Annotated in this window: 16 protein-coding genes; 7 read left to right on the forward strand and 9 right to left on the reverse strand. The window is 71.0% G+C overall.

What is annotated here, in order from left to right:
• Positions 1-882: 882 nt before the first annotated feature.
• Genes ACWCO3_RS17415 through ACWCO3_RS17445 form a run of 7 tightly spaced genes read right to left on the reverse strand, consistent with a single transcriptional unit; the run spans position 883 to position 8,815 of the window.
• Positions 883-1,365, reverse strand: coding sequence for a phage tail protein (locus tag ACWCO3_RS17415; RefSeq protein ID WP_145781353.1), 483 nt, complete (start codon positions 1,363-1,365; stop codon positions 883-885).
• A 1-nt stretch (position 1,366) separates the two neighbouring features.
• The gene (locus ACWCO3_RS17420; RefSeq protein ID WP_145781356.1) at positions 1,367-2,626 is read right to left on the reverse strand and encodes a phage tail sheath family protein; all 1,260 of its coding nucleotides are present in this window, start codon (positions 2,624-2,626) and stop codon (positions 1,367-1,369) included.
• 23 nt (positions 2,627-2,649) lie between these two features.
• Positions 2,650-3,348: a carboxypeptidase-like regulatory domain-containing protein gene (locus tag ACWCO3_RS17425; protein ID WP_450010893.1), complete on the reverse strand. Its 699-nt coding sequence runs from the start codon at positions 3,346-3,348 to the stop codon at positions 2,650-2,652.
• Positions 3,345-3,953, reverse strand: coding sequence for a glycine zipper family protein (locus ACWCO3_RS17430; protein ID WP_450010895.1), 609 nt, complete (start codon positions 3,951-3,953; stop codon positions 3,345-3,347). Before ACWCO3_RS17430 ends, ACWCO3_RS17425 begins: the two co-directional genes overlap by 4 nt.
• 11 nt (positions 3,954-3,964) lie before the next feature.
• Positions 3,965-6,430, reverse strand: coding sequence for a 3-hydroxyacyl-CoA dehydrogenase NAD-binding domain-containing protein (locus tag ACWCO3_RS17435; RefSeq protein WP_450010897.1), 2,466 nt, complete (start codon positions 6,428-6,430; stop codon positions 3,965-3,967).
• A 14-nt stretch (positions 6,431-6,444) separates the two neighbouring features.
• Positions 6,445-7,659, reverse strand: a complete 1,215-nt coding sequence (locus ACWCO3_RS17440; protein WP_450010899.1) for an acetyl-CoA C-acetyltransferase — start codon at positions 7,657-7,659, stop codon at positions 6,445-6,447.
• On the reverse strand, positions 7,649-8,815 hold the full coding sequence (locus ACWCO3_RS17445; protein WP_450010901.1) for an acyl-CoA dehydrogenase family protein: 1,167 nt from the start codon (positions 8,813-8,815) through the stop codon (positions 7,649-7,651). Before ACWCO3_RS17445 ends, ACWCO3_RS17440 begins: the two co-directional genes overlap by 11 nt.
• Positions 8,816-9,126: 311 nt before the next feature.
• Between ACWCO3_RS17445 and ACWCO3_RS17450 the strand changes: the two genes are divergently transcribed.
• Positions 9,127-9,441, forward strand: a complete 315-nt coding sequence (locus ACWCO3_RS17450; RefSeq protein ID WP_358162091.1) for a hypothetical protein — start codon at positions 9,127-9,129, stop codon at positions 9,439-9,441.
• Between the two features lie 48 nt (positions 9,442-9,489).
• Here ACWCO3_RS17450 and ACWCO3_RS17455 read toward each other — a convergent pair whose 3' ends face one another.
• Complete coding sequence (locus ACWCO3_RS17455) at positions 9,490-9,705, reverse strand: helix-turn-helix transcriptional regulator (RefSeq protein ID WP_110564596.1); 216 nt, start codon at positions 9,703-9,705, stop codon at positions 9,490-9,492.
• Positions 9,706-9,846: 141 nt separating this feature from the next.
• Here ACWCO3_RS17455 and ACWCO3_RS17460 point away from each other — a divergent pair, with 141 nt between their 5' ends.
• Positions 9,847-10,104 (forward strand): hypothetical protein, encoded by a 258-nt coding sequence (locus ACWCO3_RS17460; RefSeq protein ID WP_358162089.1) that lies wholly within the window; start codon positions 9,847-9,849, stop codon positions 10,102-10,104.
• Between the two features lie 118 nt (positions 10,105-10,222).
• Entirely contained in the window at positions 10,223-10,861 is a 639-nt protein-coding gene (locus ACWCO3_RS17465; protein WP_450010905.1) for a TetR/AcrR family transcriptional regulator, read from the forward strand.
• A 16-nt stretch (positions 10,862-10,877) separates the two neighbouring features.
• On the opposite strand, the gene ACWCO3_RS17470 is transcribed toward ACWCO3_RS17465, so the two are convergent.
• Positions 10,878-11,702 (reverse strand): zf-HC2 domain-containing protein, encoded by an 825-nt coding sequence (locus tag ACWCO3_RS17470; protein WP_450010909.1) that lies wholly within the window; start codon positions 11,700-11,702, stop codon positions 10,878-10,880.
• A gap of 72 nt (positions 11,703-11,774) precedes the next feature.
• On the opposite strand from ACWCO3_RS17470, the gene ACWCO3_RS17475 reads away from it, so the two are divergent.
• From ACWCO3_RS17475 to kdpB, 4 genes are all read left to right on the forward strand, one after another.
• Positions 11,775-12,815 (forward strand): TRM11 family SAM-dependent methyltransferase, encoded by a 1,041-nt coding sequence (locus ACWCO3_RS17475; RefSeq protein ID WP_145786080.1) that lies wholly within the window; start codon positions 11,775-11,777, stop codon positions 12,813-12,815.
• Between the two features lie 432 nt (positions 12,816-13,247).
• Positions 13,248-13,337: a K(+)-transporting ATPase subunit F gene (gene kdpF, locus ACWCO3_RS17480; RefSeq protein ID WP_036390805.1), complete on the forward strand. Its 90-nt coding sequence runs from the start codon at positions 13,248-13,250 to the stop codon at positions 13,335-13,337.
• Positions 13,337-14,992 carry a potassium-transporting ATPase subunit KdpA gene (gene kdpA, locus ACWCO3_RS17485; protein WP_145786081.1) on the forward strand — a complete coding sequence of 552 codons (1,656 nt, stop codon included), beginning with the start codon at positions 13,337-13,339 and terminating at the stop codon, positions 14,990-14,992. Before kdpF ends, kdpA begins: the two co-directional genes overlap by 1 nt.
• A 20-nt stretch (positions 14,993-15,012) precedes the next feature.
• Complete coding sequence (gene kdpB, locus ACWCO3_RS17490) at positions 15,013-17,208, forward strand: potassium-transporting ATPase subunit KdpB (RefSeq protein WP_358162085.1); 2,196 nt, start codon at positions 15,013-15,015, stop codon at positions 17,206-17,208.
• Positions 17,209-17,260 lie beyond the last annotated feature (52 nt).

Genomic DNA, 17,260 nt, shown 5'->3' on the forward strand with positions numbered 1-17,260 from the left:
CGTCGCGGCACTGAAGCACCAGGGTGCCGGAGCCGACCGCCGGGATCATCGAGCCACGACGCTGCCGACCTGCCGGACGCGCTCGTGTGTGACATGTCGCCGCCATACGGCGGCGCGCTGGTGCCGTGGATGCCGGACGCGTCGGGGCTGCCGACACGCCCGGTGCCCGTCGTGCCGTGTCCGACCGGCGTCGAGGGGGAGCCTGCGGTTCCGTGAGAGCCGTCCGGTGCGGGGAGGCCAGCCGTTCCGCGAGCACCGGCCGCCGCGGGGAAGCCCCCCGTCGGGTGGAGGGAGCCTGCGGTTCCGTGGGCGCCCGCCGCTCCGAGGAGGCCGGCCGTCGCGGGGGTGCCCACGGTTTCGGGGGAACCCACTGCACCGGGGTCGGGGCCGACCCTGGTCCCGGTGCCATCCGCCGTCGCGGGGACGTCCGGTGCGCCGAAGCCGCCCCGCGCACCGGACGGCCGGCGGCGACCACCGGTCTGGGGCGAGTCGGCGCTGGCGGTGTCGCGAGTGCCGGCGGCCGGGAACCCGGCCGATCCGGCGGACGGCCGGGAACGCTCCCCGACCGATCTGCCGCCACGGTCCACGATGGACGGTTGCGTCGGCCCGTCCGGCGAGCCCGGGACCGCCCCATCGGTTCCGGTCCCGTCCGGTCGGTCGTCGCGGAGCCGCCCGGCGTCCGCCCGGGCGGTGTCGAGGTCCAGGTCGTGCAGCAGGCCGGGGGCGTGCGTGGCCACCACGTCCAGCCAGTGCTGCGGGGGTTCCCCGAAGCGGCGTGGCGGGTCCGACGGCGGCTCCTGCCGGGGTTGCCCGACGGGCTCGACCCGCCCGGCGAGGCGCTCGACCGCCCCGGCGGCCGAGCGCAGCCGGCCGGCCAACCAGTTACGCGGGCGCTGGCGCGGTGGCACCGCCGGTCTCCAGCTCCAGGCCCTCGTAGCGCAGGGTCAACGAGGCGATGGCGATCTCGTGGCTGAGGGTGTTGAGGTGCGCGCCACGCCACCGGGTCGGCCAGGCGCCGATCAGGTTCCAGCGCAGCACCTCCGTGGAGCCGACCGAGTCGAGCAGCACCACCGAGACGTTGCGGCGGTTGAGGGTGCCCTGCGCGGTGGCGTTCACCCAGTCCCACAGCTCGCGGGAGGCGGTGAGGCCGAAGTGCAACGTCACCGGCTCGTACTCGGCCTGGCCGGGCACCATCCGCATCCGGCCCAGGCCGTGCTCGCGGTACGGCTGCCCGGGGATGTTCACCTCCAACCCGGTCATCTCCGTGAAGTGGCCGTTGGTGACGCCGTTGATGAGTAGCCGGAAGTTGTACGCCCGGTACGGGTCGACCGGCGCGCCGGGCTGCGGGGTGGCTGTGGTGGGCATGTCAGCCTCCGATCGTCTCGGTCTCGGTGCCGCCGGCCCACTGGCTCAGCTTGAACACCACGAACTCGGCGGGCTTGACGACGGCAATGCCGATGTGGGCGATCACCATGCCGGCGTCGCGTACGTCCGGCGGGTTGGTCTCCTCGTCGCACTTGACGAAGAACGCCTCCTCGGGGCTGCGCCCCAGCAGCGCGCCGTCGCGCCAGACCCGGGTGAGGAACGCCCCGATGTCGCGTCGGATCGAGCGCCACAGGGTGAAGTCGTTGGGCTCGAACACCATCCACCGGGTGCCATTGGCGATGGCCTGTTCGATGGCGATGCTGAGCCGCCGTACGTTGAGGTAGCGCCACTCGCTGGCCTCGGCGGCGAGCGTACGGGCGCCCCAGACGCGGATGCCCTCCCCGGCGAAGTACCGGATCACGTTGACGCCCTTGGGGTTGAGCACGTCGTGTTCCGGTCGGGTGACCAGGTAGCCCAGGTCGACGGCGCCGCGTACGGGTTCGTTGGCAGGTGCCTTGTGCACGCCGCGCAGGGCGTCGGTGCGGGCCCAGATGCCCGCCAGGTGCCCGCTGGGCGGGGTGAGTTCCAACTCGCCGCTGATCGGGTCGCGGACCCGCAGCCAGGGGTAGTAAAAGGCCCCGAACTCGGACTGCCGTGGCCGGTAGGCCGCGCCCTCGTGCCCGCCGGAGCCGCCCGGCTGGGCCGAGCCGCCGCCGGGACCGCCCGAGCCGCCGCCCGTACCCCCGTCGGGCTTGGGGGGTTTGCCGGAGGACGGTGTGGCGACGCGGGTCAACGCGGAGATGTCGTCGATGTCCGGCGCCGGGTCGCAGATCGCGACCATGGTGCGGGTGCGTTCGGCCATGCTGAGCAGCGCCTCGTGCGACACCGGGTCGTGGAAGCCGGGGGCGGCGATGATGGAGATCTCGTCGACGGCTTCCAGGAGTTGCAGGCCACCGCGTCGCTGCCCGGTGCCGGTGATCGCGCCGCCCTCGCCGACGTTGACGACCCAGCAGCGGGCACCCCCGTTGTCCAGGAAACCGAAGACCGCCCGGGCGAGTGGGGTGCTCTCCACCCGCTCACCGCCGGCGAAGAGCCGCAGGAACTCCGTCCAGTTGTTGACCGGCACCGCCTTGCCGAGGTGGGCGGAGCGGTCCGGGGCGACGCCGACGAACGCGGCGATGCTGGTGCTCGCCGGGCCGATCGGTCGGGCGCCGCTGGGGACCTCCTCGACATAGATGCCGGGGGAGAAGTAGCTGGGCATCGGTCCTCCTGTGCGGGTGGGCGTCAGTGGGTCGGTGGCGCGCAGACGATGACGAGGTCGGGTTCGGTGGGGTCGACGTCGGCGGTGAGGACGAGTCCGCGTCCGGTCAGTCGGAGCCGGACCGGACTCGGGTGGTCGGGGTCGTGCGGGACGCCGGCGATCACGAACCGGCCGTCGGGGTCGGTGCGGGTCGCGGATCCGGTGGCGGGAAGCTCGACCCGCATCGCGGCGAGCGGTTGGTCCTCGGGGCCGACCACCCGGCCGGCGAGGGCGCGCACCCCGATTTGCCGCAGCCGCAGCGGTTGCAGGACCGGCGGCGCGGCCGGGGTGGGGTGGTCCACCTGCGCGGGCACGTCGATCAGCAGCGCCGGGCGCGGCACCGCGCCGAACGCGGTCCAGAGTGGCGGGTCACCGGCCTCCAGGACGACCGGGTACTTGCCGTCGGTGGTCGCGGCGGTGAGCACCCGGTCCAGCCGGGGCAACCCGGCCGGACCGGTCACGCAGAGCAGATAGCGGACCGTGAACCGGTACGGTTCGCGGACCGCGCCGCTGGAGCGGGTCTGCCGGGCCGGGCGCAACTCCAGCGGCCAGAGGGTGAGGCCGGGGGCGTCGCCGTCGGTGCGGGGCGGACCGACCGGGACGGGTTCTCCCACCGCGCCGGTCAGCCAGGAGGCCAACTCGGCGGTGGCCGTCTCGATCGGGCCGCGCCCATCGGTGGTCATCGCGGCGGCGTCCCCTGGATCCGGTACGCGATGGCCTCGTTCCACACGTGCGGGTAGACGCCGATCTCGAAGTACCGGGTGAACCGGTTGATCGGGGCGTTGGTGTGGTCGTGGTACAGCAACCACACCGGGGCGATGGTGAACAGCACGTAGTTCGCCAGCACCAGCGGGATGTAGAGCGGCCCGAGCAGGCGGCCCTGGAAGATGTGCACGTCCTCGTGCCGTTGGATGCCCGAGCTGGCGCCGGCGCAGACGGTGCCGATGGTGGTGGCGTAGCGGGGGGAGACCCCCTCCACCACGCAGACCCGCCCGCTGCCGGCCGAGGTGGGCCGGTCCAGCGAGTGCCCGAAGATCAGGTGTACGGCCAGGTAGATGGCCCCGACGACAGTGTTGAGAAGGCTCCAGGTGTGGTCGACGACGAAGAGGAAGATGCCGCGCGCGTCCGGCGCGTACACCCCGGCGGAGGTCACCGCCCAGCCGAAGACCGCGCCGACCAGCAGGCCCACGACGGCGCCGATCAGCAGGCCGATCGTGCCGCCGGCGAGGAAGCCGAACAGGGCGCCGACGATGACCTGGATCGCCGCGCTGAGAATTCCGAAGACCATGACGTCACCCCTCAGACCCAGGAGCGGACAAAACGGGGTTCGCGGTTCTGCGCGACCTGGGTTGGCGACGCCTGGGTCGCCTGCCGGTTACCGGGTGGGATCTGGTTGATGCCGAGCGCGGCGGAGAAGATGACCAGCGCGTTGAAGAACGCGATGACCCACTTCTCGCCGCCGGCCTCGTCGGCGAACGCCGCTGTCACGTAGGACAGCAGGAGCGCGATGCCGATGGCGATCCACTTGCGGGCCTTGTCGCCGCTGGGGCCGATGAGTCCGCCGATGACGTTGGTGGCCAGGAGGGTGGCGGCGCTGGCACCGGCGATGCTGCCCAGGGCTGCCCAGGTGAAGAGATCGTTCACGGCGAGCTGGTCGACCAGGTCGGCGGGCGGCGTGAACCGGTCGCCGTAGCGGTCGGCCAACTCGGTGGCGCGGGCCGCGAAGCCGGCCGGGCCGCCCGCGTACTGCCGGATGTAGCGGATCACGCCCCCCGTCCACGCGGGGAAGCCGATGCCGAAGATCGAGCCGATGTTGGCGTCGGTCTCGGTACGCAGCACGCCCTCGTCGAGGCAGCGCAGCGCGTCGAGTGCCTCGGCGAAGAGCATCCGCTCCTGGAGGTCGGTGAACGGCACCGCCCTTCCCGCGTCGGTGGTCAGGTCCGCAAGGCCCTGCCACAACCGGCCCCGGGTGCCGTCGTCGTACGAGTAGAAGCCGCGCCCCGCGGCACGGCCCGGCCGGTCGTACGCGTCGACCAGCTCGTCCACGAGCCGGTGCGCCGGCAGCGGCAGGAACTCCTCGCTGGCGGCCTCGAACTGACGGCGGATCCGCTGGATCAGGGTGAGGCTCACCTCGTCGGCCAGCGCCAGCGGCCCAGTCGGGTAGCCGGCCTGCAACGCGGCCTGCTCCACCGACGCGGCGGGGACGCCCTCGGCGACCATGCCGATCGCCTCGTCCATGAACTGGCCGATCACGCGGCTGGTGAAGAAGCCCCGACCGTCGTTGACCACGATCGGGGTCTTTCCGATCCGCCGACCCAGGTCGAACGCGCGGGCCAGCGCGGCGTCGCCGGTGCGCTCACCGACCACGATCTCCAGCAGTGGCATCCGGTCCACCGGCGAGAAGAAGTGCATGCCGATGAAGTCGGCCGGCCGGTCCACCCCCTCGGCCAGCCCGGTGATCGGCAGGGTGGACGTGTTGGAGGCGATCAGCGCGCCGGGTGCCAACACCGGCAGCACCTCGGCGAAGACGGCCTTCTTCAGCGCCGGGTCCTCGAAGACCGCCTCGATGACCGCGTCGCAGCCGGCGAGGGCGTCCACCTGGTCGGTGGTGGTGATCCGGTCCAGCACCGCGCGGGCTTCCGCCTCCGTGGCCCGACCCTTGCGTACCCGGCGGGCCAGCAACCGTTCGGCGTGCTCCCGGGCCCGCCCGGCGGCCTCCGCCGTGACGTCCTTGACCACCACGTCGATGCCGGCGCTGGCGCAGGAGTACGCGATGCCCGCGCCCATCATGCCCGCGCCGAGCACCGCCACCCGCCGCACCGCTGCAACGTCCACTGCCGGTCGGGCCGCACCGCCGTTGACGGCCTTCAGGTCGAAGAAGAACGCCCCGATCATGTTCTTGGCGATCTGCCCGGTGAGCAGACCGATCAGGTGCCGGGTCTCCACGGTGAGCGCGGTGTCCACGTCGACCTGTGCGCCTTCGACGGCGGTGGCCAGGATCGCCTCTGGTGCGGGCAGCCGGGCGCCCTTGAGCTGTTTGCGCAGGGTGGCCGGGAAGGCGGGCAACTGGGCGGCCAGTGAGCGGCTGGCGGGGGTGCCGCCGGGCATCCGGTAGTCCGGCCGGTCCCACGGCTGCTTCGGGTGGGGGTTGGCGGCGATCCAGGCACGGGCCCGGTCCAGCATCTCCGCCTCGGTGGCGACCACCTCGTCCACGATCCCGGCGGCCAGGGCGTCGGCCGGTCGCATCCGGCGGCCGGTGAGTAGCACAGTGGTCAGCGCACCGGCCAGGCCGAGCATCCGTACCGTCCGGGTGACCCCGCCGGCCCCGGGCAGCAGACCCAGTGTCACCTCGGGCAACCCGAGCCGACTGTCGGGCACGTCCAGCGCGATCCGGTGGTGGCAGGCGAGGGTGATCTCCAGACCGCCGCCGAGCGCGGATCCGTTGACCGCCGCGACCACCGGTCGGCCCAGCGTCTCCAGCCGGCGTAGGTCCCGTTTGATGGTGCCGAGCAGGTCGGCCAGCGCTGGCGCGTCAGCCCGGGTGGCCCTGATCATCTCCGGCAGGTCGCCGCCGGCGAAGAACGTCGACTTCGCGCTGGTCACGATGACCCCGACGAGATCGGGCTCGGCCTCCAGCCGGTCGAGGGCAGCGCTCATCGACGCGGCGTACGCCCGGTTCATGGTGTTCGCGGACTGGGTCGGGTCGTCCAGGGTGAGCGTGACGATGCCGTCGGCGCCGCGGTCGTACCGGATGGTGTCGGTCATTGTCGTCCTCCGGGTCAGCAGCGCTCGAGAACGGTGGCGACGCCCATGCCGCCGCCGATGCAGAGGGTCACCATGGCGCGGCGCAGGTCGCGGCGCTCCAACTCGTCCAACGCGGTGCCGAGCAGCATGGCTCCGGTCGCGCCGAGCGGGTGGCCGAGAGCGATCGCGCCGCCGTTGACGTTCACCCGGTCCGGGTCGAGTCCCAGGTCACGGACGTACTTCAGCACGACCGCCGCGAACGCCTCGTTGATCTCGAACAGGTCGATGTCGTCGACTGTCAGCCCGGCGGCGGCGAGCGCCTTGTGGGTGGCCGGGATCGGGCCGGTCAACATCAGCGTCGGGTCCGCCCCGGTGACCGCCGCGCCGACGATCCGGGCGCGTGGGGTGAGGCCGAGGTCGCGGCCGACCTGCTCGGAACCGATCAGCACCAGCGCCGCGCCGTCCACGATGCCGGACGAGTTGCCGGCGTGGTGGACGTGCTCGATCGCCTCCAGCCAGTGGAACTTCTGCAACGCCACCGCGTCGAAGCCGGCCGCCTCGCCGATCGTGGCGAAGGACGGGGTGAGCCGGGCCAACGCCTCCCGGGTCGTCTCCGGGCGCAAGTGCTCGTCAACGGTGAGGATGTCCAACCCGTTGCCGTCGCGGACCGGCACCACCGAACGCGCGAAGTGCCCGCCGGCCCACGCCTTGGCGGCCCGTTCCTGCGACCGCACCGCGTAACCGTCCACGTCGTCGCGGGTGAAACCCTCCAGGGTCGCGATCAGGTCGGCGCTGACGCCCTGCGGCACGAACGACGTGGCCAGCGCGGTCTGCGGGTCGGTCGCCCAGGCCGCACCGTCGGAGCCCATCGGCACCCGGGACATCGACTCCACCCCGCCGGCCAGCAGCAGGTGCTCCCAGCCCGAGCGGATCCGTGCGGCGGCGGAGTTGACCGCCTCCAAACCGGAAGCGCAGAACCGGTTGAGCTGCACCCCACCCACCTCGTCGGGTAACCCCGCCAGCAGCGCGGCGGCCCGCGCCAGGTCGCCGCCCTGCTCGCCCACCGGGGTGACGATGCCGAGCAGAAGATCCTCCAACCGGCCCACGTCCAGGCCGGGGTTGCGCTCGCGCAACGCGTCGATCAGGCCGACCACCAGCGAGATCGGCTTGACCCCGTGCAGCGCGCCGGTGTCCCGGCCGCGTCCGCGCGGGGTGCGGACCGCGTCAAAGACGTACGCCTCAGAGGGCACGGGCGATCAGCTCCTTCATGATCTCGTTGGTGCCGCCGTAGATCTTCTGCACCCGGGCGTCGGCGTACATCCGGGCGATCGGATATTCGGTCGTGTAGCCGTAGCCACCGAAGATCTGCAGGCACCTGTCGATGACCTCGCACTGCCCGTCGGTGAGCCACGACTTCGCCATCGCGGCGGTGGCCACGTCCAGGTCGCCGCGGCTGTGCCGGACGATGCAGTCGTCCAGGAAGACCCGGCTGACCCGGGTACGGGTGGCGCACTCCGCGAGCACCATCCGGGTGTTCTGGTGGCCCATCAGCGGCTTGCCGAAGGCGGTGCGTTCCTTGGCGTACGCGACGGTGAGCGCTACGGCCCGCTCCATCGCCGCGACCGCGCCGACACCGATGACCAGCCGTTCCTGCGGGAGCTGCTGCATGAGCTGGATGAAGCCCAACCCCTCGACACCCCCGAGCAGGTTGGCCGCCGGCACCCGGAACTCGTCGAAGAACAGCTCCGCGGTGTCGTTCGCGTGCAGCCCGATCTTGGACAGCAGTCGTCCCCGGCGGAACCCCTCCGGGTCACCGCCCACCTCGCAGACGAGCAGCGAGACACCGGCCGCCCGCTGCTCGGGGTCGGTCTTCACGGCCACGATGATCAGATCGGCCAGGCTGCCGTTGGTGATGAACGTCTTCGCGCCGGTGACCAGGTAGTCGTCACCGTCCCGGACCGCCCGGGTACGCATCGCCTGAAGATCGGAGCCGCCGTCCGGCTCGGTCATCGCGATCGCCCCGACCAGTTCACCGCTGCACAGGCCGGGCAGCCAGCGTCGCTTCTGCTCCTCGCTGCCGTACGCCGCCAGGTAACCGGTGACGATCCCACTGTGTACGGCCAGCCCGAGGCTGCTCTCCCCGGTGTACGCCTGCTCGTGCAGCATCACGGCCTCGTGGGTGAACCCGCCGCCCCCGCCGCCGTACTCCTCCGGGACGGACAGGCCGAGCAACCCCAGCTCACCGGCGCGCCGGTAGTGCTCGCGGTCCGGGTGGCCCTGCGTCAGCAGGCGTTCGGCGTGCGGCAGCACCTCCTTGGTGAAGAAGGTGCGGGCCAGGTCGGCGAGGTCTTCGTGCTCCGGCTGCCGCCAGGGCGAGGGTGGACCGTCGAGTGGGGGCGTCGGCATGAGCACCACCCTCGCGCCCTGTTGGCAGCATGTCAATAAGCCATGGGGTGGCCGCCCACCGTGCCGCCCGCCCTCGGCTCACCGCCTCAAGATCAAGTGATGAAAAGTAGGTCAGGAGCCGTTGCCGGAACTACTTTTCATCACTTGATCAAGGGGGTGCGCGAGGTTGCCCGCCTTGATCGACTCCGTTTCCTTGAAGTCGGGCCATGCGCCCGACCTGGATGCCCCGTCTTCAGCGAAGTCGAGTCGATAGAGGCGCGAGCGGCGGTGTGGGCGCGGCCTGGGTGGGCCTGAGCGGCGAGAATCGTGTCATGAGAAGCACGCCTCCGGCCCTGCTCGACGGAGCCCGGGTCACGATGTTCGCCAACCTGGCACCGGGCCAGTTGCCGACGGGGGCGACACGCCACTCCGTCAACGAATTCGCAGAGTTGGTCGTCCACCTGGCGGTGGCCCGCTACGACGAGGCCGAGGCGGACTGCTACCTCTTCTACTGCACGGGAGACTGGGCAGTGTTGACGGACACCTGTCACCCAACGGAGGCGGGGGCCGTCGCTCAGGCGGAGTTCGAGTTCGGCGATGTCGCCTTCGTGCGAATGGCAGACAGCGGCGGTAACCCGGAGGCCTAGCGCCGCTGGTAGGGCAGCCCAGCTGCTGGGCGACGTGGGCGAAGGGCCTTACTCGGCTTCGTCGCCATCCGTCGGGCGCGGCGGGCGGTGCTCGGCGATCCACGCTTCGACATCGGCGCGCAGCCACACCGTCGTGCCGTGCAGTCGCTGGAACGGTGCGGGAAACGTGGGGTAACGGATGAGCTGACGCATGCGGGTGCGGCTCACGCCGAGCAGGTCTTGCACCTCGTGCGGACCGACCAGTGGACCCGGGACTTCACCCATCACTCGACGGTAGGGCGATCAGGAATGCCTAATTGCGTCTACCTACTTGCGCAGTCCTTCCGAATGGGTGAGGGTGAACACGACGATGCAGCCACGGGGCGAGCGACCTGGGCAGCGTGGGCGTGGTCGGAGAGGGTGCTGATGGATCAGGCGACGGAGTTGGCGTGGTTGCGGGAGCGGGTCGGGGGATTGGAGGCAGCACTGCGCGGTGCGCGGAGGGAGTTGTTCGATCTCCGTTGTCGACTGACATTGATCGGTCGCGTGGTCCAGGACGTCGACCGGGTGCAGCGGGCGCCCGGCGTCGCCGTCGGTGCGATCAACGCGGCGCTCTACTCCGAGGCGTCCAATCTGCGTCACCTGGGACGGCACGTGGTTCGGCGCCGCCGAGGCGGGCCATGATCAGGTGATGAAAAGTAGGTCCGGAGCGTCTTCCACACCTACTTCTCATCACATGATCATGGTGCGGCGGCGCCTGACACCGAGGGCGACGCGGTGAGCTGCCGATAGGGTCGGGCAGATGAGTGTCGAGACGGCTCCCCGTCGCCGCCGGTTGGAGCCGGATGCCCGACGCGGCCAGATCCTGGCCTGCGCGGTCCGGTTGTTCGGCGAGCGCCCGTACGCGGACGTGTCGACCACCGACGTCGCCCGCGAGGCCGGTGTCGCCCGGGGCCTGGTCAACCACTACTTCGGCACGAAGAAGGACCTCTACCTGGAGGTCGTCCGGGTCATGGTGACCATTCCGGAGGTGGCCCTGGAGCGGCTGCCAAAGGGGGACCTCCGGACCCGGGTCGACGCCAGCGTCACCTGGTTCCTCGACGTGGTGTCCCGGCACAGCACGTCCTGGTTGGCCGCGGTCACCGCGCGGGGGATGGGCGGGGACGCCGACGTGGAGCGGGTGCTGGCCGAGGCCGAGGAGGTCGCCGCGGACCGCATGCTCGTCGCCGTCGGGCTGGCCGGTGAGGCGCAGCACCGCGAGGACCTACGTGGGATGGTCCGGGCATACGGCGGGCTGGCCACGTCGACAGCCCGGGAGTGGCTTCAGCGCGGCGCGTTGACCCGCGACCAGGTGCACCTCCTGCTGACCACCACCCTGCTGACCATCGTCGAACAGGTCATCCCGCAGGTCATCTCCGCCGACGGACCGGACCGCCCGTAGGCCTGAGCGGGCCGGCTCAGGCCGCGCGCCGCTCGTCGGCCCGCCCGGCACGAGCCGCCCTGCCGCCCTGCCCGATCTGTGCCGCCGGGGCGGCGAAACGGTCGGCGGCCTGGGCCGGATACGACTCGGGGCGGACCACCCGCAGCGGACGCTCCACCTCGTCGGTGCCGAACCGCCAACGTGACGGTGTCGGCTGCCGCTGCGGCGCGGGCCCACCGGGGCGCAGTCCGGGTCGGGACAGCAGCACGGTGATCAGGTAGCCGACCACCAGGAAGCCGTGGCTGACCAGTCTCTCCCCGCCCACCGAGCCGGTGGCGAGGTCGTTGACCGAGAGCAGCAGCAGCGTGCCGACGAACGCGCTGAGCATCGGCAGGAGCCCCGCCGGCGGGGTGCGGCGTACCGCCACGAAGAGGAAGCCGGCACCGACCGCCACGTTCCAGGCGGCCGACTCGTGCCACAGGTGTTGGCCGGTCGGGTGCAGGTGGTCGGCGGTCGCGCCCCGGCCCACCTGGGCCAGGCCGAGCACCAACTGCACCGCGCCGAGCAGGCCGAGTGCCGCGCGTAGCCCGGCGACCAGGGGGCCACGCCCGCCCAGGCGCCGCCACCACGACCGCCGGGGCGGCGGGGCCGCCGTGGTGGCGGCCAGGATCGCCGCTGTCCGGTCGGGCACGTCGGTGACCAAACGGGTACGAACCCGACGCGTCACCGCAGCCGCCGCCGTGAACCAGGCCCGGCAATCGGCACACCCGTCAAGGTGCCCCTGCGCCGCCGCCCGTTCGGCCGCGGTCTCCTCCCCGTCCAACTGCGCGGACAGGACCTCCCGCCACTGCTCACACCCCATGTACCGGTAGTCGCTCCGGCAGCCGCTCCGGTTCCCGGCGGCCGTCACCCGTTGTGGAATACTCGCCGGACCATGACGCGCTACGGCCTGCTGATCCTGCCCGCCACCAACCGGGTGTACGCCCGCTCCGCCGTCGACCTCACCCGGGCCGAGCTGGAGATCTTCGGCGGCTCGGCGCTCGACGGTCGGATCGGCGACCTGGACACCGAGGTCGTCGGTGGGGCGTCCTACGTCACGTTCACCGGCGACGGGCTGACCGAGCGTGACCTGGCCGTCCTGGGCAATCTCTCCGCCGGGTACGCGCTGTTCGAGATCGTCGGCGAGTTGCTGCGCCCGATCGAGTGGAGCCGGCTGGACCGTTACGACGACGACCTGCTCACCATCCAGAAGTACCCGGGCAAGACCAACGAGCAGTTCACCAAGCTGCTGCTCAACGTCACACTGCTCGCCTCGGACTGGGCCACCGAGATGACCAGCCGGCGGTTCCGGGTACTCGACCCGCTCTGCGGCCGGGGCACCACGCTCAACCAGGCGCTGATGTACGGGTTCGACGCCGCCGGGATCGAGCGCGACCAGAAGGACGTCGAGGCGTACCGGGCGTTCGTCACCACCTGGCTGAAGCAGAAGCGGCTCAAGCACCGGGTGCTGGAGTCGGGGCCGGTGCGCCGGGAGCGCAAGGTGGTCGGCCGACGGGTGCGGATCGAGTTGGCGCCGACCCGCGAGGAGCACAAGGCCGGCCAGACGCAGTTGTTGGACGTGGTAAACGCGGACACCGCCCGGTCGGCGGAGTTCTTCCGCCCGGAGACCGTGGACCTGGTCGTGGCCGACGCGCCGTACGGCGTACAGCACGGCAGTCGTACCGCCGATCATGGTTTGTCGCGTGACCCGCTGGCGCTGCTCGCGGACGCCGCGCCGGTCTGGGCGCGGTTGCTGCGCCCCGGCGGTGCGCTCGGCATCTCCTGGAACACCCACGTCGCCAGCCGCGACGACGCCGCGGCGGCGCTGGCCGACGCGGGCCTGACAGTGGTCGACGACGAGCCCTACCGCGCGCTGCGGCACCGGGTGGACCAGTCGATCATGCGAGACGTGCTGGTGGCCCGCCGCCCGGCCTGACCCGGCCTCGCACCTCCGCTCCCGCCACGCCCCGCGCCACCCCTCCGGGTCGCGCATGCCTCTCGCGTGCCCTTTGCTCTGCACCCGCGGCGGCACCAGGTACAGACCGTGAGCGTCGCCTCCGCAGGTGCAGAGCAAAGGGCGGACAACTGGTCCTGACCTCGCGGACCGCGGGGGGTTCTGTGCCACATTTCACCTGTTCAGGGTGCGCGTGTGAAAACCACGTCAAGAAAAGGTTCGCCGCCGTCATGGTCGCGTTATGACCCCTGCCGTCCGGCGGGTGGTGGGGCTTTGATTGCCCGGCGCGATCGGAAGGCGATCGCGACGAACCTTTCCGGTATGAGGAGTCAGCGTGTCTGACGTGGTGTTCGTGGTCCTGACGGTGGCGCTGTTCGCAGCGCTCGCCCTGGTGGTCCGGGCGGTGGAGAAGCTGTGAACGCGGTCAACGCCGTCGGTTTGGTGCTCGCGATCGTCCTGGGCGCGTTCCTGGTGTTCGCCCTGCTGTTCCCGGAGCGCTTCTGATGACCATGACAACAGCGGGCGTCATCTTCGTGCTGGCGCTGGTGGCGGCCCTCGTCGCCGTCTACAAGCCGTTCGGCGACTACATGTTCCGGGCGGTCTCCGGCACCAGGCAGTCGCGGGTCGAGCGGGGCATCTACCGACTCGTCGGGGTCAACCCGGCCGCCGAGCAGACCTGGGGTGTGTACGCCCGCAGCGTGCTGGCGTTCTCCGCGGTCTCGATCCTGTTCCTGTACCTGTTCCAGCGGGTGCAGAACCACCTGTGGCTGTCCCTGGGGTTCGACCCGGTGGTGCCGCACGGCGCGTGGAACACGGCCGTGTCGTTCGTGACCAACACCAACTGGCAGTCGTACTCGGGTGAGTCGACTATGGGTCACCTGGTGCAGATGGCCGGTCTGGCCGTGCAGAACTTCGTGTCGGCGGCGGTCGGCATCGCGGTGGCGGTCGCGTTGGTGCGCGGCTTCGCCCGTAGCCGCACCGGGCAGCTCGGCAACTTCTGGGTGGACCTGACCCGGGTCACGCTGCGGATCCTGCTGCCGATCGCGGTGCTCGGCGCGATCGCGTTGATGATCGGCGGGGCGGTGCAGAACCTCTCCGGCGGCACCGACGTGACCACGCTGACCGGCGGCACCCAGACCATCACCGGTGGTCCGGTCGCCAGCCAGGAAGTGATCAAGGAGCTGGGCACCAACGGTGGCGGCTTCTACAACGTCAACAGCGCGCACCCGTTCGAGAACCCCACCACCTGGACGAACTGGCTGGAGATCTTCCTGATCTTCCTCATCCCGTTCAGCCTGCCCCGGGTCTTCGGCCGGATGGTCGGGCAGAACCGGCAGGGCTACGCCATCGCCGCGGTGATGGGCATCCTGGCGTTCGCCAGCGTCGCCATCACCAACATCTTCGAGTTGACCGGCCACGGCACGGTGCCGCAGGCGGTCGGCGCGGCGCTGGAGGGCAAGGAGGTGCGGTTCGACGTGTCGAACTCGGCCACCTTCGCTGCCGCCACCACGCTCACCTCGACCGGTGCCGTGAACTCCTTCCACGACTCGTTCACCTCGCTCGGCGGCATGATGACGATGGTCAACATGATGCTCGGCGAGGTCGCGCCGGGCGGTACCGGTTCGGGGCTGTACGGCCTGCTCATCCTCGCGGTGATCACGGTCTTCGTGGCCGGCCTGATGGTGGGCCGCACTCCCGAGTACCTGGGCAAGAAGATCGGCTCGCGGGAGATCAAGTTCGCCTCGCTGTACTTCCTGATCACGCCGATCCTGGTGCTTGTCGGTACGGCGGCCGCGTTCGCCACCGGCAACAACTCGACAGCGCTCAACGTCGGCCCGCACGGCCTCTCCGAGGTGCTGTACGCGTTCACCTCGGCCAGCAACAACAACGGCTCCGCGTTCGGCGGCATCACTGTCAACACCACCTGGTGGGACACCGCGCTCGGGTTGTGCATGCTGCTGGGCCGTTTCCTGCCGCTCATCTTCGTGCTCGCGTTGGCCGGCTCGCTGGCCCGCCAGGCACCCACCCCCGCGTCCGAGGGCACCCTGCCGACCCACCGACCGCTGTTCATCGGCATGGTCGTCGGCGTCACCGTGGTCCTCGTCGCGCTGACCTTCCTGCCCGCGCTCGCGCTCGGCCCGCTGGCAGAGGGGCTCTGACCATCATGAGGAACGAGGACATGTCCGTCACGTCCGCCCCGACAGAGCAACTCCCCGGCACCCCGGCCACCCAGGGCAACCGGATCGGCGGGGGCCTGCTCGACCCGAAGCAGCTGGTCCGGTCCCTGCCGGACGCGGTACGCAAGCTCAACCCGACAACGCTCTGGCGTAACCCGGTGATGCTGATCGTCGAGGTCGGCGCCGCCTTCACCACCGTCCTGGCGGTGACCGACCCGTCGGTGTTCGCCTGGGCGATCACCATCTGGCTCTGGCTGACCGTGATCTTCGCCAACCTGGCCGAGGCGGTCGCCGAAGGTCGGGGCAAGGCCCAGGCCGCGACCCTGCGGCAGGCGAAGAAGGACACCATCGCCACCCGGCTGATCGACTGGAAGCCCGGCGCGCGCGCCAACACCTACCGCGACGAGGCGGTGCCCGCGCCCGAGCTGCGGCAGGGCGACATCGTGCTCGTCGAGGCGGGCGGCATCATCCCCGGCGACGGGGACATCGTCGAGGGCATCGCGAGCGTCGACGAGTCGGCGATCACCGGCGAGTCGGCTCCGGTCATCCGCGAGTCCGGAGGCGACCGCAGCGCGGTCACCGGTGGCACCAAGGTGCTCTCCGACCAGATCATCGTGAAGATCACCCAGAAGCCGGGGGAGAGCTTCATCGACCGGATGATCGCCCTGGTCGAGGGCGCCAACCGGCAGAAGACGCCGAACGAGATCGCGCTGAACATCCTGCTCGCCGCGCTCACGGTCATCTTCCTGCTGGCCGTGGTGACTCTTCAGCCGTTGGCGATCTTCTCCAAGGCGTACCAGGCGGCGGCACCGGACAGCGGGGCGATCACCGGTTCGGGTGTCACCGGTGTCGTGCTGGTCTCGCTGCTGGTCTGCCTGATCCCCACCACCATCGGCGCGCTGCTCTCCGCCATCGGCATCGCCGGCATGGACCGCCTCGTCCAGCGCAACGTGCTGGCTATGAGCGGCCGGGCCGTCGAGGCGGCCGGCGACGTCAACACCCTGCTCCTCGACAAGACCGGCACCATCACCCTGGGCAACCGGCAGGCCGCCGAGTTCGTACCGGTCGAGGGGGTCGACGCCGCGACGGTGGCCGACGCCGCGCAGCTGTCCAGCCTGGCCGACGAGACCCCGGAGGGGCGCTCGGTGGTCGTCCTGGCGAAGAACGAGTTCGGGCTGCGCGAGCGCGAGCCCGGCGTCATGCCGCACGCCACCTTCGTACCGTTCACCGCGCAGACCCGGATGAGCGGCGTCGACCTCACCCCGGACGCCAGCGTGGACGGCGGCGCGGTGGGCACGGCCCGCCGGGTCCGCAAGGGCGCCGCGGCCGCGGTGATGAAGTGGGTACGCGAGAACGGCGGCCACCCGACCGAGCAGGTCGGCGAGATCGTGGACGCGATCAGCGGCACCGGCGGCACCCCGCTCGTGGTCGCCGAGCACGTCGACGGTGAGCCCGCCCGCGCCCTGGGCGTCATCCACCTCAAGGACGTCGTCAAGTCCGGCATGCGCGAGCGGTTCGACGAGATGCGCCGGATGGGCATCCGCACCGTGATGATCACCGGCGACAACCCGCGAACCGCGAAGGCCATCGCCGACGAGGCCGGGGTGGACGACTTCCTGGCCGAGGCGACGCCGGAGGACAAGCTCGCGCTGATCAAGCGGGAGCAGGAGGGCGGCCGGCTGGTCGCGATGACCGGTGACGGCACCAACGACGCCCCGGCGCTCGCCCAGGCCGACGTCGGCGTGGCCATGAACACCGGCACGTCGGCCGCCAAGGAGGCCGGCAACATGGTCGACCTCGACTCCGACCCGACCAAGCTGATCGAGATCGTGGAGATCGGCAAGCAGTTGCTGATCACCAGGGGTGCGCTGACGACGTTCAGCATCTCCAACGACATCGCGAAGTACTTCGCGATCATCCCGGCCATGTTCGCCGGCCTCTACCCGAGCCTGGACGCGCTGAACATCATGCGGCTGGCCAGCCCGGAGTCGGCGATCCTGTCCGCCGTCATCTTCAACGCCCTGGTGATCATCGCGCTGATCCCGCTCGCCCTGCGCGGCGTGCGGTACCGGCCGGCCGCCGCGTCGAAGCTGCTCAGCCGCAACCTGCTGGTGTACGGGCTGGGCGGCATCATCGTGCCGTTCATCGGGATCAAGCTCATCGACCTGCTCATCCAGTTCATCCCGGGGATTTCGTGATGCGCCTACCCACCTGGATCGCCCAACACCTCGCCGCCCTGCGCGCCGTACT

Source organism: Micromonospora sp. NPDC002411 (assembly GCF_053592955.1).

Excerpts from the sequence above, each read along its gene's own strand:
- ACWCO3_RS17415 (WP_145781353.1), bottom strand. The coding sequence starts at position 1,365 with ATGCCCACCACAGCCACCCCGCAGCCCGGCGCGCCGGTCGACCCGTAC.
- ACWCO3_RS17420 (WP_145781356.1), bottom strand. The coding sequence starts at position 2,626 with ATGCCCAGCTACTTCTCCCCCGGCATCTATGTCGAGGAGGTCCCCAGC.
- ACWCO3_RS17425 (WP_450010893.1), bottom strand. The coding sequence starts at position 3,348 with ATGACCACCGATGGGCGCGGCCCGATCGAGACGGCCACCGCCGAGTTG.
- ACWCO3_RS17430 (WP_450010895.1), bottom strand. The coding sequence starts at position 3,953 with ATGGTCTTCGGAATTCTCAGCGCGGCGATCCAGGTCATCGTCGGCGCC.
- ACWCO3_RS17435 (WP_450010897.1), bottom strand. The coding sequence starts at position 6,430 with ATGACCGACACCATCCGGTACGACCGCGGCGCCGACGGCATCGTCACG.
- ACWCO3_RS17445 (WP_450010901.1), bottom strand. The coding sequence starts at position 8,815 with ATGCCGACGCCCCCACTCGACGGTCCACCCTCGCCCTGGCGGCAGCCG.
- ACWCO3_RS17450 (WP_358162091.1), top strand. The coding sequence starts at position 9,127 with ATGAGAAGCACGCCTCCGGCCCTGCTCGACGGAGCCCGGGTCACGATG.
- ACWCO3_RS17455 (WP_110564596.1), bottom strand. The coding sequence starts at position 9,705 with ATGGGTGAAGTCCCGGGTCCACTGGTCGGTCCGCACGAGGTGCAAGAC.
- ACWCO3_RS17460 (WP_358162089.1), top strand. The coding sequence starts at position 9,847 with ATGGATCAGGCGACGGAGTTGGCGTGGTTGCGGGAGCGGGTCGGGGGA.
- ACWCO3_RS17465 (WP_450010905.1), top strand. The coding sequence starts at position 10,223 with ATGAGTGTCGAGACGGCTCCCCGTCGCCGCCGGTTGGAGCCGGATGCC.
- ACWCO3_RS17470 (WP_450010909.1), bottom strand. The coding sequence starts at position 11,702 with ATGGGGTGTGAGCAGTGGCGGGAGGTCCTGTCCGCGCAGTTGGACGGG.
- ACWCO3_RS17475 (WP_145786080.1), top strand. The coding sequence starts at position 11,775 with ATGACGCGCTACGGCCTGCTGATCCTGCCCGCCACCAACCGGGTGTAC.
- kdpA (WP_145786081.1), top strand. The coding sequence starts at position 13,337 with ATGACCATGACAACAGCGGGCGTCATCTTCGTGCTGGCGCTGGTGGCG.
- kdpB (WP_358162085.1), top strand. The coding sequence starts at position 15,013 with ATGTCCGTCACGTCCGCCCCGACAGAGCAACTCCCCGGCACCCCGGCC.